The 14,656-nt window shown below is 26.6% G+C and carries 16 protein-coding genes; 3 read left to right on the top strand and 13 right to left on the bottom strand.

All coding sequences use genetic code 11. The features are described from left to right. Nucleotides 1–66: 66 nt before the first annotated feature. Genes nth through AMYT_RS04125 form a run of 3 tightly spaced genes read right to left on the bottom strand, consistent with a single transcriptional unit; the run spans nucleotide 67 to nucleotide 1,574 of the window. A complete protein-coding gene (gene nth / locus AMYT_RS04135; RefSeq protein ID WP_114841294.1) occupies nucleotides 67–711 on the bottom strand; it encodes an endonuclease III in 645 nt (214 codons plus the stop codon). After that, nucleotides 712–1,158, bottom strand: a complete 447-nt coding sequence (locus AMYT_RS04130) for a hypothetical protein (protein WP_114841293.1) — start codon at nucleotides 1,156–1,158, stop codon at nucleotides 712–714. Continuing rightward, nucleotides 1,155–1,574 carry a FecR family protein gene (locus tag AMYT_RS04125; protein ID WP_162919466.1) on the bottom strand — a complete coding sequence of 140 codons (420 nt, stop codon included), beginning with the start codon at nucleotides 1,572–1,574 and terminating at the stop codon, nucleotides 1,155–1,157. The genes AMYT_RS04130 and AMYT_RS04125 overlap by 4 nt, the downstream gene beginning before the upstream one ends. Before the next feature lie 60 nt (nucleotides 1,575–1,634). On the opposite strand from AMYT_RS04125, the gene AMYT_RS04120 reads away from it, so the two are divergent. Further along, a complete protein-coding gene (locus tag AMYT_RS04120; protein WP_114841291.1) occupies nucleotides 1,635–3,791 on the top strand; it encodes a CHASE2 domain-containing protein in 2,157 nt (718 codons plus the stop codon). A gap of 13 nt (nucleotides 3,792–3,804) precedes the next feature. On the opposite strand, the gene uvrB is transcribed toward AMYT_RS04120, so the two are convergent. Genes uvrB through greA form a run of 5 tightly spaced genes read right to left on the bottom strand, consistent with a single transcriptional unit; the run spans nucleotide 3,805 to nucleotide 8,479 of the window. Further along, entirely contained in the window at nucleotides 3,805–5,778 is a 1,974-nt protein-coding gene (gene uvrB, locus AMYT_RS04115; protein ID WP_114841290.1) for an excinuclease ABC subunit UvrB, read from the bottom strand. After that, nucleotides 5,760–6,305 (bottom strand): hypothetical protein, encoded by a 546-nt coding sequence (locus tag AMYT_RS04110; protein WP_114841289.1) that lies wholly within the window; start codon nucleotides 6,303–6,305, stop codon nucleotides 5,760–5,762. The genes uvrB and AMYT_RS04110 overlap by 19 nt, the downstream gene beginning before the upstream one ends. Beyond that, nucleotides 6,302–7,000 (bottom strand): UDP-2,3-diacylglucosamine diphosphatase, encoded by a 699-nt coding sequence (locus AMYT_RS04105; RefSeq protein WP_114841288.1) that lies wholly within the window; start codon nucleotides 6,998–7,000, stop codon nucleotides 6,302–6,304. The genes AMYT_RS04110 and AMYT_RS04105 overlap by 4 nt, the downstream gene beginning before the upstream one ends. Continuing rightward, nucleotides 6,990–7,994 (bottom strand): N-acetyl-gamma-glutamyl-phosphate reductase, encoded by a 1,005-nt coding sequence (gene argC, locus AMYT_RS04100; protein ID WP_114841287.1) that lies wholly within the window; start codon nucleotides 7,992–7,994, stop codon nucleotides 6,990–6,992. Before argC ends, AMYT_RS04105 begins: the two co-directional genes overlap by 11 nt. Next, complete coding sequence (gene greA, locus AMYT_RS04095; RefSeq protein ID WP_114841286.1) at nucleotides 7,994–8,479, bottom strand: transcription elongation factor GreA; 486 nt, start codon at nucleotides 8,477–8,479, stop codon at nucleotides 7,994–7,996. Before greA ends, argC begins: the two co-directional genes overlap by 1 nt. A 60-nt stretch (nucleotides 8,480–8,539) precedes the next feature. On the opposite strand from greA, the gene AMYT_RS04090 reads away from it, so the two are divergent. Then, the gene (locus AMYT_RS04090) at nucleotides 8,540–9,184 is read left to right on the top strand and encodes a tRNA threonylcarbamoyladenosine dehydratase (RefSeq protein WP_114841285.1); all 645 of its coding nucleotides are present in this window, start codon (nucleotides 8,540–8,542) and stop codon (nucleotides 9,182–9,184) included. A gap of 72 nt (nucleotides 9,185–9,256) precedes the next feature. Beyond that, nucleotides 9,257–10,165, top strand: coding sequence for a chemotaxis protein CheV (locus AMYT_RS04085; protein WP_114841284.1), 909 nt, complete (start codon nucleotides 9,257–9,259; stop codon nucleotides 10,163–10,165). 61 nt (nucleotides 10,166–10,226) lie between these two features. Here AMYT_RS04085 and argH read toward each other — a convergent pair whose 3' ends face one another. From argH to AMYT_RS04060, 5 genes are all read right to left on the bottom strand, one after another. Then, complete coding sequence (gene argH / locus AMYT_RS04080) at nucleotides 10,227–11,618, bottom strand: argininosuccinate lyase (RefSeq protein ID WP_114841283.1); 1,392 nt, start codon at nucleotides 11,616–11,618, stop codon at nucleotides 10,227–10,229. Next, the gene (locus AMYT_RS04075) at nucleotides 11,618–11,803 is read right to left on the bottom strand and encodes a hypothetical protein (RefSeq protein ID WP_114841282.1); all 186 of its coding nucleotides are present in this window, start codon (nucleotides 11,801–11,803) and stop codon (nucleotides 11,618–11,620) included. The genes argH and AMYT_RS04075 overlap by 1 nt, the downstream gene beginning before the upstream one ends. Nucleotides 11,804–11,840: 37 nt before the next feature. Continuing rightward, on the bottom strand, nucleotides 11,841–13,112 hold the full coding sequence (locus AMYT_RS04070) for a hypothetical protein (protein ID WP_114841281.1): 1,272 nt from the start codon (nucleotides 13,110–13,112) through the stop codon (nucleotides 11,841–11,843). 4 nt (nucleotides 13,113–13,116) lie between these two features. Continuing rightward, nucleotides 13,117–13,563 (bottom strand): hemerythrin domain-containing protein, encoded by a 447-nt coding sequence (locus AMYT_RS04065; RefSeq protein WP_114841280.1) that lies wholly within the window; start codon nucleotides 13,561–13,563, stop codon nucleotides 13,117–13,119. 104 nt (nucleotides 13,564–13,667) lie between these two features. Next, a complete protein-coding gene (locus tag AMYT_RS04060) occupies nucleotides 13,668–14,648 on the bottom strand; it encodes an iron-sulfur cluster assembly scaffold protein (protein WP_114841279.1) in 981 nt (326 codons plus the stop codon). Nucleotides 14,649–14,656 lie beyond the last annotated feature (8 nt).

Below are 14,656 nucleotides of genomic sequence, written 5' to 3'. Positions count from 1 at the left end.
CTGTTAATTAATTGTTAATTTTTCTTTAAATAATAAAAGTAGTTTATATTCAACCACTTTTATTTTTTATGCAGGTTTAAAAGATTGTTTAGTTTTACAAATATGAGGGAAAAGACAATTATCACAATCAGGATTTAAAGCTTTACAAGTATATCTTCCAAAAAGTACCATAGCTTGATGAAAAATATGTAAATCATCTTTTAGTTTTTTTACAAGTTCAGCTTCTGTTTTTTCAACAGTTTTTTCATATGAAAGTCCAAGTCTATGAGAAACTCTAAAAACATGAGTATCAACAGCCATCAAATTTGCACCCTCAAACTCAATCATAAATACATTTGCTGTTTTATTTCCTACTCCTGCAAGTTTTACAAGCTCTTTTTGATTATGTGGAATATTTCCATCATAATTTGCAATTACACTTTGTGCCATTTTTATAATATTTTTTGCTTTATTATTAAAAAAAGAACAAGTTTTTAGAAGCTCTTTTACATCTTCTAAGTTTGCATCAGCTAAAGCAAAAACATCTGGATATTTTTCAAAAAGTGCAGGAGTTATTATATTTACTCTTTTATCAGTACATTGAGCACTTAAAATAATTGCAATTAATAATTCATAATCATTTGTATAATTTAACTCTGTAACTGCACCTGAATAGGTTTCAACAAAGGCTTTTTTAATTATTTCAATATCAGCTTTTGTAGCTTTTTTCATCTATTTCCTTAAATACTTTTTTATTTGAGGGAATACTTTTTGAGCATAATTATATCTTACATCTTCAATAGTCATAAGATAGTTTTCCCCATTTCTTTTTATAACTATACTTTTAGGATCAAAATATTTTTTTAACTCTTTGTATCTGAATAAAGCTTCATCTTTTGTAAAAAGCCCAACTCTAATATTTATTTTTTTACTTAAATCTTTAGTTGTAGTATCTTTTAAAATATTATTCAATTCATTTTTTTGTAAATTTCTAACTTCACTTGGTTCTTTATCTTCTGCTATATCTACAACTTGTCCAGTATTTAAATCTCTTGTTGCACCATTTGAAGTTACACTTATTTGACCATCTAATGTAGAAATTTTATTTTGATCACCTACAATAACTGCCGCTTGTAAAAAATTTATCAATATTGTAATTAATAAAAAAGATTTTTTCATCCTCTTATTCCTATCACAGAGAATTTTGTATCAATTTTAAATTGTTCAGGAGCCAATTCTCCAATTTTCCCAGTTTTTAATCTAAAAGAACCATTTAAAATTTTTAAGTTTGTTGCATTATTTTCTTTATTTTCTTTATCATAATAATATTTTGCAATTTCTAAAGTAGTTTTAGGACCTATATAAATAATAGTATCATCTAAAAATCTAATTTTTAATTTTGATTTTTTGTAAGTTTTAATAATATCATTTTGATGAACAACAAAGCCCACATCTTTTAAGTTTAGAACTTCATTATCCCTTTGAACTAAAGCAACAAGTTTTTCTTCTTCATCTACTATAACTTTTTCAACTTTTCCTACTTCTTTTGCAAATATATTAAATAATAGAAAAAGAGATAAAAATATTATTTTCAAAGAAAAACTCCCTGTAGTTATTTAAATTTATATTAACATTTTTTAGCTAACATTTGTCCTATGAAAAATATTATTAAATATCTATTTATGTTAGTTTTAATCTTTAGTAGTATTGTTTTTATCTATATTAAACAACCTAATTTATTAAAAATAGTAGATAATCAAATTGAAGATTTATTATATATTTTTAAAAATAGTAGTGAAAAAAGTAAAAATGTAGTTATTATTGATATTGATGATAAAAGTATAAATAAATTAGGTCAATGGCCTTGGTCAAGAGATATAGTTGCAAAACTTATAAATAATCTACAACAATATAATATTAAAACATTAGGAATAGATATAGTTTTTTCAGAAGAGGATAGAAGCTCTCCTTCTAAACTTTTAGAAAAACTAGATTTAGATATGCAAGATATTCCCAATTATGATAAAATTTTTGCTTCAAGTATTGAACAATCAAAATTTCCAATTGTTTTAGGATACCAATTTTTAAATAAAGAACTAGAAATTGTAAATTTTGAAACTCCATATATTCCAGCAATATACCATCCAGTAAAAGAAGTACAATTAGAACTTTTAGAGGCAAAGGATATAAATTTAAATATTCCTATTATTCAAGATAGTGGAAATTCTAGTGGTTTTTTAAACTCAACACCTGATATTTTTGGAACAATTAGAAAAATGCCCTTACTTATCTCTTATAACAATCAGTTATATCCTTCTTTAGCTTTAGAAATTGCTAGAACTTTTTATAAGTTAAAAGAAGTAAGAATTGAAGATTGTACAGTAGGAATAAATAAAATCGTTTTTAATGATTTCTCAATTCCCATTGATAATAATGCCTTAATAAATATAAACTACTATAATCTTGAATTTTTTAATAGTATCTCTTTTATTGATATATTTGAAAATAAAAAAGATTTAAATGAGATTTTAAATAATAAAATAGTGTTAATAGGAAGTTCAGCTTCAGGAATAGTAAATTTAAATAAAACTCCTTTAAATCAATATCTAACAAGTACACAAATTCAAGCAACAATTTTAGAAAATATCTTAACTAAAAAGTTTGTTTATGAACCAATTTGGGAAAAAAATCTTATTATTGCTTTTTTATTTTTTACTATTGCAGTAGTTTTAAGTTCTATATTTTTTAGCAATTTTTTAATTACTACTCTTTTTGCTTTTATTTCATTTTTAACTTTTACTTTAACTTTATGGTATTTATTTTATAAAAAAGGATTAATAATAGATGCTGGATATGTATTTATAACTTTAATCTTTATATATTTTATAACTTCAGTTTTAATATTTTTAAAAGAGAGAAAAGAGTTAAAAACTATTAAAAATAAATTTGCTGCAAAAGTTTCAAAAGATGTAATGAATGATTTATTAAAAAGTGATAGTTCTTTACATTTTACTACTAAGAAAAAAGAGATTACTATATTTTTTTCTGATATTATAGGTTTTACTAAAATTACCAATAAAATTGACAACCCAGATAAACTTACTAACTATTTAAATTTATATATGAATCCTATGACAAAAATAATAATGCAAAATAAAGGAACAGTTGATAAATTTATAGGAGATTCAATAATGGCTTATTGGAATGCTCCAAATAATGTTAAAAATCATCAAGACTTAGCATTAAGTTCTGCTTTAAAGCAGTTGGAATATTTAAAAAACCTAAATCAAGAATATTTAAAAAATGCTTTACCTTTAATTCAAATTAGAATTGGAATTAATAGTGGTATTTCATATGTGGGAGAAATGGGTGCTGATGATAGAAATGATTATACAGCAATAGGAAAAGAAGTAAATAAAGCTGCTATTTTAGAACAAGTTTGTAAATTTTATAAAGCCTCTTGCATTATCTCTCAAAGTGTAAAAGAAAATTTAAAAAAAGATTACACATTAAGATATATTGATACTATCTTAATTGATGGAACAAAAGAAGCTTTTAAAATTTATGAAGTTTTTAAAGAAGGTTTACCAAAACCTGAAGAAAAACAAGAAATTGAACTTTTTGAAAAAGCTGTAAATTTATACCAAGAAAGACAACTTGATAAAGCTTTAGAACTTTTTAAAAGTTTAGATACAAACTCAAAGTTCAATCCATATATTAGTAAAATATATATTCATAGAATTACAAAAGTTTTAAATGGTGAAAAATTTAGTTCTATTTCTCATATAAATAAAAAACTAATTTCAAATTAAAAAGATAAAAAACTTATAGTTTTTTTATCTTTTCTATTTCATCTCTTAGTCTAATAGCCTCTTCAAAGTTTAAATCACTTGCAGCTTTTTTCATCTTTTTATTTAATTCCACAAGTAACTTTTTCTTTTCACTTGCAGGCATTTTTTCTAGTTTTTGTTTTTTCCAAGCTAAATCATCATACTCTTCAACTTTTAGATTTTCATCTAGTTTTCTCTTTGTTGATTTTGGAGTAATATTATGTTTTTTATTATAGTTTTCTTGTATTTCTCTTCTTCTATTTGTTTCATCTATTGCAAATTGCATAGAATCAGTTATTCTTTTAGCAAATAAAATAACTTTTCCATTTTCATTCCGTGCAGCTCTTCCTATAGTTTGAATTAAAGAGGTTTTACTTCTTAAAAATCCTTCTTTATCTGCATCTAAAATAGCAACTAAAGAAGTCTCAGGAATATCAAGACCTTCTCTTAGCAAGTTAATTCCCACAAGAATATCAAATTGCCCAAGTCTTAACTCTCTAATAATTTGGTTTCTTTCAATTGCATCAATTTCACTATGCATATATTTTATTTTAAGTCCTAAATCACTGTAATAAGAAGTTAATTCCTCAGCCATTTTTTTAGTTAAAACAGTAACTAAAACTCTTTGATTTTTTGCAACTACTCTTTTTATTTCATCAAAAAGTTTTTCTACTTGATATTCACTATCCATTATCTCAATAACTGGGTCAAGTAAACCTGTGGGTCTTATTATTTGTTCAGCTACAACTGAACTTTTTTCAAGTTCAAGTTCATTTGGAGTTGCACTTACAAAGAGAAAATGTGGTGCTTTATTTATAAATTCATCAAATTTTAAAGGTCTATTATCAAGTGCACTAGGAAGCCTAAATCCATACTCTACTAAAACCTCTTTTCTACTTCTATCAGCTGCATGCATTCCTCTAAATTGTGGTAGTGAAACATGAGACTCATCAACAATTAGTAAAAATTCTTCTTGCATTTGCTCAAAATAGTTCATTAAAGAATAAGGTGTTTCACCAGCTTTTTGTCCAGTTAAATGTCGAGCATAATTCTCAATTCCCTTACACATACCTGTACTTTCTATCATCTCCAAATCAAACTCAACTCTTTGTTTTAGTCTTTGATACTCGACTAATTTATCTTCAGCTTTAAAAAACTCTAATCTTTGTTGAAGTTCTTCTTCGATTTGCTTAACTGCAATTGCTAATTTATCATTTGAAACAACAAAAGGATTAACTGAATAAATTATTACTTCATTTAACTCTTTTACTTTTGTATTTGTTAGATATTCATGTTTAGTAATTGATTCAACCTCATCACCAAAAAATTCCACTCTAATAAACTCATCTTCATAATAAGCAGGGAAAATATCAATTACATCACCATTTACTCTAAAATCTGCCCTATCAAAAAATTTATCATTTCTTTTATATCCCATTTCTACTAATTTTAGTAAAAACTCTTTTTGAGAGTAATCAAAACCAACTTCAATTCTTTGAACCATTGCTTTATATTCTTCTGGATTTCCCAATCCATAATTAGCTGAAACTGAAGCAATTACTATTACATCATCAAAAGATAAAAGTGAAGCAGTTGCACTAAGTCTTAATCTTTCTAATTCTTCATTAATTGAAGAGTCTTTTTCAATAAATAAATCACTTCTTGGAATATATGCTTCAGGTTGATAATAATCATAATAAGAGATAAAGTACTCCACATGGTTATTTGGGAAAAATGCTTTAAATTCACTATATAACTGTGCAGCTAAAGTCTTATTATGTGTCATTATAAGTGTTGGCTTTTGTACTTTTTCTATCACTTTAGCCATTGTATATGTTTTACCACTTCCTGTAACACCTAAAAGTGTTTGATACTTATTTCCTTCAAGAATAGAACTACTTAATGCTTCTATTGCTTGTGGCTGGTCCCCTGATGGTTCATATTCACTTACTACTTTAAACTTTGCGATAACATATCCTTTGAACTTAAAAAATAAAATAAAATTGAAATCTCTTTATTTGACCAAATTACTTCTTTTGATAAAAAATCTTTTGTTTTATTAATATTTACATAGTTTTTATATTTTAATAATATAGTTTGAACCAAACTATGTAAAGATTCTTTATCCAATTGTAAAATAATTGGATGAAAAATCTCTTTTTTATTTACAATAAAAAATTCTTTTTTTAATTTATATAATTTAAATAAAATAGAGATTTGCCAAGTATGCCACTCTTTTTTATCAAACTCTTTTTCACTTAAGTGTTTTAAATCTAAAATATAAAAAGTATGAAATATTTTTTTTGTAATTTCCAAAACTTTACTAATATGCATATCTTCAATTTTTGAAGGTAAAGAGATAGCTTCTATATATATATGTTGTTTTATTTTATGTTTTTTTATTTGCATTTTTTGTTTATTTCTTTTTTTTCTATAAAAGAAAATAGGGATAAATAAAACTATAATTGCAATAAAAAATAAAAAAGTATAATTCATAATTTTACTTTTATAAACTTTTCATTTTCTAGCTTTGTATACTCTTTACTACAACATAAAGAAGGAATATTTACATATCTTTTATTATCAAATAAAAACTCTTTTCCTTGATGAAAATGTCCTTCAATTACAATATCACTATTAAAATACCCTACTCTTCTTTTTGCTAAAGTTTCAAAACCTTTAAAATCAGAGCAAATAGTCTTTTTTATTAAAGTATAATATATTTTTTTTGAAATAAAATTATTAAAATCTATAAAATTTAAAAAATTTAAAAGGGGTTTATTTCTTATAACTTTACAATAAATATCATAAGATTTCGGAGTAAAGTTATCCCCATGAGAAAGAGCTACTTTTTTATGTTTATATAGAGCAATTAAAGGTTGGTTTTCTCTTTTTACTACTAATACATTTGGAAAAAGTGAACTAAGATTATAGTCATGATTTCCTTCTAAATATACTATTTGTATAGTTTTTGAAAGTTCGTTTATAAGGTTTAGTAGTTTTTGATTTCTTTTTACAAAATATTTACTCTCTTCTGAAATAAAATCAAACATATCACCCATAAAAAAAAGTTGCTCTGCTTTAATCTCTTTAGATTTTACTTTCTCTAAAAAGATTAAAAACTCTTGATTTCTCTCATTATAGTGAGAATCAGCTACAAAAATCGCATTTTCTTTAATATTAAGGAACATAAGCAATTTTTGGGATCCCAAGACCCTCTTCATATCCACACATTAAGTTTGCATTAACAACTGCTTGAGAAGAAGCACCTCTTAATAAGTTATCAATTGAAGAGTTAATAAATAAAGCTTTACCATTTCTTTTTACAAAAATATCACAAAAGTTTGTTCCTGCTGTTGATTTTATATCAACAGGAGTTTTTCTAATTCTTACAAACTCACTATTTTTATATGCCTCTTCTAAAATACTCTCCACATCAATTTCTTCTTTTAAAGTTGCATAAACTGAAACTAACATTCCTCTTGTAACAGGAATTAAGTGAGGTACAAAGTTTATAGAAAATTCTTTATTTTTAACTAATCTTACTTTTTCTTCAATCTCAGGCATATGTCTATGAGCTAAAGGATTATAAGCATGAATATTTTCATTTATATGGCAAAAATGTGTTGTCTCTGCCAATTTTTTACCTGCCCCACTAACTCCTGATTTTGCATCAATAAAAATAGGTGTTTCTTCTTGTATAAAATCTACAAAAGGTAATAGTGCTAAAAGTGAAGCAGTTGGATAACATCCTGGATTTGCAACTAAAATTGCTTCTTTTAAATTCTGTTTATAATATTCAGGCAATCCATATACAGCATCATTTATATTTTCTTTATCTTCATGTGCACAATAGTGTTTTTCATAAGTGTCAAGTTCAAGTCTATAATCTGCACTTAAATCAACTACTTTTACCCCCTCTTTTAATAACTCTTTAGCAAAAGCCATAGAAGTTTTATGAGGTAGAGCCAAAAATGCTAAATCAGCAACTTTTGATACTTCCTTTGCATCTGCATTTTCAACAGTTATATTAATCACATCTTTTAAACAAGGATGTAACTCTTGCACATTTATTTCACCTGTTGAATTTGCAATATATGTAATATTAAATTTTGGATGATTAATTAAAATTTTAATTAATTCTAAACCAGTATATCCACTAGCTCCAATAATTGCTATATTCATTATAGTTCAATCTCCTTATAATAAACCTCTAATATTTCAAAAGTTCTAACTCCCCCAGGAAGTGTTGCTTGAACTTCATCTCCTTCTTCTTTTCCCATTAGCTGTTTTGCTAAAGGTGAATTAAATGAAATCATTCCATTTTCAGCATTTGATTCAATTCCACCAACTATTGTATATGTAAACTCTTCATCCGTATCAACATCAACTAAATTTACAGTTGAGCCAAAGCTTACTTTATCATGTGGTAGTGTTGAAGGATCAATAATTACTGCCTTACTTATAATGTTGTTAAGTTCTGCAATTTGAGAATCAATAAGTTTTAATTTATCTTTTGCAGCATGATATTCTGCATTTTCTTTTAAATCTCCTAATTGTCTTGCTTCATCTAAAGCAATAACCGTTTCTGGTCTTTCTTTACTTTTTAAGAAGTCTAAATTGCCAGTGATTTTTTCATATCCAGCTCTTGTCATTGGTTCTTTTTCCATCAACAACTCCATTAATTATTTTATGGTATAATACCTAAAATTTTTAAAAGAGTAGATTATATGAGATATGACAGAACAAAAAAACTATTTGGTGAAGAAAATTTTGAAAAATTTACAAAGGCAAAACTTATTCTTTTAGGAGTTGGTGGGGTTGGAAGCTTTGCCCTTGATGCTTTGTATAGAACAGGAATTACAGATATTACAATAGTTGATTTTGATACGTATGAAGAGTCTAACTTAAATAGGCAAATGGGTAGTGAAGGTAACATAGGAAGAGTAAAAGTTGAAGCTTTAAAAGAAAAATATCCAAAAGTGACACCAATTCATGTTAAAATAACAAAAGAGTGGATTGATAACTTTGATTTTAGTTCTTATGATTATATCTTAGATGCAATTGATGATGTAACACCAAAGGTTCACCTAATTAAAAAGTACTTTACAAAAGTAATTAGTACAAGTGGTGGAGCAAAAAGAATAGATCCTAGTAAAATTGAATATAAATCAATTTGGGATACATATAATGATCCTTTTATTAGAAAAATTAGAACAGAGTTAAAAGCTCAAGGGTTTAAAAAGAAGTTTAAAGTTATTTTTTCATCAGAAGAACCAAAATGCCTTGAAAAAGGAAGTTTTGAAGGAGTTACAGGCTCTTTTGGACTTATGATGGCTTCTGTTACAGTTCAGAAATTGCTAAAGAAGAAATAAAACAACATTTGTAAAAAGTTGATTATAAGAAAAAAATATATATAATTTATACATCACAGAAAAAGGAATAATATGAGTGGCATTAGTAGTAGCGTTGAACAAATGACTCAAGGACATAGAAGAAATGTTCAGCAGTTAGCTGTATTTTATACTAGTCATAATAATATTTATGCAATTAATATCGCAAAAGTAAAAGCCTTTGTTATTAAAGATGAAGTAACAATTAATGACACGCCAAGTGACTCAAAGATTATTGCAGGGATTGCTACAATTAGAGGGGAACCTGTAACTTTAGTAAATCTTGATGCATGGCTTGGTCAACAAAAGATGGAGATGGATCAATATAAGCTTATTATATATTGTGAATTTAACCATAAAAAAGTAGGTTTTCTAATCAAAGATATGCTTGATATTGTTGAAAAAACTACTGATGAATTAAGACATACAGAAGAGACAAATTCAAAAATCACTTATACAACATATGTAAAAGTTCATGATAAAAATGAATTATGTACAGTATTTAATGCAGAACAACTTCTAAAAGATATTGGATGGACAGATGATGGTGAAGATGCTGTAAATAAATATGTTGATTCTCCTCTAATTTCAGAAAAATTAGTTCTTGCTGCTGAAGATTCAGGAGTAGCAAGGGAAGTATTAAGTAAATTCTTTAAAAAAGCAAAAATAAATTTTGAAATTTATAATAATGGTGCATTATTATTGCAAAGAGTTAAAGAGATAAATCCTGATAAAATTGGACTTATTATTACTGATATTGAAATGCCAGAAGCAGATGGTTTCCAAGTGGCAACATTTATAAAAGAAAATAACACTTATAATCATATTCCTGTTATTGTAAATTCATCTATGACAACTGATGCTGTTAAAAATAAAATGCATGCTATTGGAGTTGATGGATTTATTGGAAAAACTGATGTTCAAGCTTTATATGAAGCAACAAAAAGGTTTTTATTAAAATAAGCTATTAGTTGCTAGGTTCTAAAACTAGTACCTAGTAACTAAAATACTTAGTAACTAGAAATTAATTTCTAGTTAGCCAAGTTTTAAATACTTCAATTTGATTTTCTGTTTGTTTTGTAGAAGTTCCACCAAATGATGTTCTAGCATTCATTGAAGCTTTTAAGTCAAGATACATTACTATCTCTTCATCAATATTTTTAATCTCTTCATTTGCACTTCTAATTTCATCAATATTTAATTCACTAATATCTTTATTTAAACTATTTGCAAGTGCAACCACATCTTTTGTAATATAATATGCAGTTCTAAAAGGTAAATTTTGTTTTTGAACTAAATAATCAGCTAAATCCGTAGCACTTAAATGCCCAATTTTACAAGCTTTTTGCATTTTATCAACATTTACAATCATAGTTTTTATTACTTCATTTAAAATCTTTAATGAAATTTCTATTGTTTTAACAGAGTCAAATACTCCCTCTTTATCCTCTTGTGTATCTTTATTATATGCAAGAGGTAAACCTTTCATTACTGTAAATAAAGAGATTAAATTTCCATATGTTCTTCCTGTTTTACCTCTTAATAGTTCAGGTACATCTGGATTTTTCTTTTGTGGCATAATTGAAGAAGTTGTAGCATATTCATCACTCATTCTTACAAATTGGAACTCATAAGAAGACCATAAAATAAGCTCTTCAGAGATTCTACTAATATGCATCATTGCTGTACTAATATTAAATAAAATCTCTAATGCAAAATCCCTATCACTTACAGTATCCATAGCATTTGCAGTTGGAGCTTTAAAGCCTAAAAGTTTTGTAGTTGTTTCTCTATTAATATTATGTGGAGTTCCTGCTAAGGCAGCACTTCCTAAAGGAGAGTAGTTATTTCTTTCATATGAACTTTCAAATCTTTCATAATCTCTTTTAAACATATTTGCATATGCTAGCATATGATATGCAAAATTAACTGGCTGTGCATGTTGTAAGTGTGTCATTCCAGGAATTAAAGTTGAAGTATGTTTTGAAGCAACTTCTACAAATGTAGAGATTAGCTCTTTTAGTTGCTCTTTTATACTTAAAGATTTTTCTTGAACATATAATCTAAAATCAGTCGCCACTTGATCATTTCTACTTCTTGCTGTATGAAGTCTTTTTCCTGCATCACCTATAATTTGTGTTAATCTACTTTCAACAGCCATATGAATATCTTCATGCTCAATTTTAAATTCAAATTTACCACTTTCTATCTCTTCTTTTACTTGTAAAAGCCCTTTATGAATTGCCTCTTTATCTTCTAAGCATAAAATCCCTTGTTCATATAGCATTTGACTATGTGCCATTGAACCTTTAATATCTTGTGAATATAGTTCTTTATCAAACATTACAGAAGCATTAAATTCATCTAAGATTTGTGCATTTGTATTTTTTAAAATTTGATTATTTTGATTTGACATTAATTCTCTTCCTCAATTTTTTCTAGTGTATCTTTTATAATTGCTAAGATTTTTCTTTTTGCTTCTTCTTCATCATTTTCTGGAACATCCCATCCAACAATAGCCATATATTTATTAACTAAAGAGTTTACATCAGAAACAATAGTATCGTGTAATTGTGCTAATTCTTTATCTTGAGCAGTCATAATATCCCCTTTTTTAATTTGGGATATTATAACATAACTATGATTTTATGAAAGTTTGCATTGGGTCATTTTTAGAGATAGTTTCATATTTTTTCATCCCTAAAAAGCAATTAATAAAAAATAAGATATTTGAAAGTATAAATAAAGTTGCTGCAATATCTATAAAAATTTCAGTAAAAAATCCATATAAAATAAAAAAAACTAAAGAAGTTATATAAATATAAAACTGTATTTTTATTAAATCTTCATTTATTATCTCTTTTATAGTTGGTATTTGGAAATATCCCTTTGAACTTAAATGAAACCAACATAAAAAAGGTATTATTTTATAAATCATTCCTTGAAGTAATGAAAATAAAAATCCAAAAGCAAAAAGAATAGTTAAAAAGTATGAAGAGTCTTGTGGTACAAAAAGCCAATTTAACATTGCTACAATTAAAGAATATAAAGAAACTTTCCAATACCAAAGAGTAACATCATCAACAGGTCTTCTTCTATTGCTTAATGAATTTAAACCATGAAAAGCAAAAATAATAAAAAATATAGTAAATAAAATCTTATAAATATAAAAATCAAGTTCTAAAAATGCAAAAGCTATATAAGAAATTAAAAGTATAAAAATAGAAATAGGTAATCTATTTTGAACAGATTTAGGAAAATCTAAAGCCACATAAAACATAGGTATCACTTGAAATGATACTCCAATTATAAGCAATGCAGCAAATCCAAAAATACCTAAAAGTATATGAATATTTACAAATGTATAGTGATTTGAGGCAATATTTCCAGATAAATGTGCACCTGCAAGGTGTAAACCCAATAAAGCAGTTAAGATACCTGCTATTGCAAAAAGACGCATTACATTAACAGTAGAAGTTAAATACTTAACTTTAAATAGTAAAAATATTGCCACACTAAAAAAAGTTAAAAAAGAAATAGCTAAGCATATAATTGCAACTATAAAAAATTTATCTAAATTAAATAAAAACTTTAAAGCAAAACATAAAGTTCCTATAGTTAAAGAGCTATGAACTATTGTTGCAAAAAGTCTAGCCCTTTTTATAGGTGCACCGGCAAGAACAGGCATCATTTGTTGCATTGCACCAAAAATTATCATTGATAAAACACCTAAAGTAAATAAATGCACGATTGCAATAGTTTCATTTGAAAATCTATTTGTAATAACTTCTGCTGGATAAACTAAAAACAATACTCCAATTAATATAGCAAAAATTGGTGCAGTTAAAAAAAACCTAAATGGCACTGATATAGGCGGCGCTTGGTCTAATGATAACCCTTGATTAAACATCTATTTATACTCTTTTTAAATCTTTCATTTGTTGAATAATAAAAGAAGACTCATCTTGTAAATGTGCATCTGCCATAGCATAAAGCATCTGTTCTTCTTTCATATTATGTTGTTGCATTAACATCATTAAGCTCTCACTTAATCCAAAAAAGTGTGAACTATTTTTAGAGATTATATCTTCTCTCATTTGTGTAACTACACTATTCATTTGTGCATGTTCCATTCTCATTACTTGTGTTGGCCCACCACACATTCCAGTTTTTTCTTCAAAAGCTGGAAACATTACTTTTTCTTCCATATCAAAATGCATTTGTAAATCAGCTACAAATTTATCAAAAGTCTCTTTTGCTTTTTCCCAATTTCCACTTGCTACTGCATTTTCCATATTTGCAAACTCTTCATCACAATCTCTATGGTCTTGTGTTAGAAAAGATTTAATAGTGTCACTCATTATGTATCCTTATTATTATATTTCTAGGAATTGTACATAAAAAAAGATAGATAATGATTGATTATAATCAATAAAAGAGGTGTTTCCTCTTTTATTTTAAAAAATTATATAGGTAAAACTCTAATGTTTTCATCAACTTTTTGTCTTAATACTGACTCAATTGCATAAAGTGTACCAGTGCTTCCTGATGCACATCCAGAACATGCACCTAAGTATCTAATATATAAGTCATAGTGAGGAATATTTTCTTTAATATCAATAATTTCCATATTTCCACCATCCATAACTAGCATTGGTCTAATATCTTCATCTAATACAGTATCAATTGCTTTGATTCTTTGAACTAAAGTCATTTTATCAAAAGATAGAGTTCCGCTAGCACTTGCATCAGCAGCAACTTTTAGTTTTTCTTGATCCATTTCAGCTCTTGTATCTGCTAAAATATCTACTAAATATATCTCTTTTTCTTCATGCCCACCAGGCTTAATACATGATTTACAAAATGCCCCTGCTTTTGTGTAATCTGTAATTTCTTCAACAGTTTTTAAATCATTTAATCTAATAACTTCTTTTAATGTTGCTAATGAAACCCTTGCACATTCACATACAATTTGTTCTTCTTCAAAAGATTCCATATCAACACCTTTATACTCTGCTGCTGCTTTTTTAATTACATCATAAGCCATAACAGAACAGTGCATTTTTTGAGGAGGAACAGCTGGTGTATCTGGGTTATCTCTTAATGCTCTTTCAACATCAATATTTGTAATTTTTACAGCTTCATCAACAGTTTTTCCAACACATAACTCAGCCATAACATCAGAAGATGCAATTGCAGTACCACAACCAAAAGATTTGAATTTTGATTCTAAAATTTTATCTGTAGCTTCATCAACTGCCCAATAAAGTCTAACAGCATCACCACAAGATTCAGCTCCAAAATCTGCAACAATAAGTTTTGCATTTAACTCTTTTGCTCTTTCTTCTGTAATCTCCCCTTGATGTTGAGGATTATTCATTCTATTGATAACTTGATTTGAATATTCATCCCAAATTGAACCGCTTACTAAATCATTTTTTGCCATTTTTGTTT

It is taken from the genome of Malaciobacter mytili LMG 24559 (assembly GCF_003346775.1).
Classification (GTDB): Bacteria; Campylobacterota; Campylobacteria; order Campylobacterales; family Arcobacteraceae; genus Malaciobacter; species Malaciobacter mytili.
Note: the sequence above shows the minus strand (reverse complement) of the source record. Positions and strands in the feature narration are given on the sequence as shown.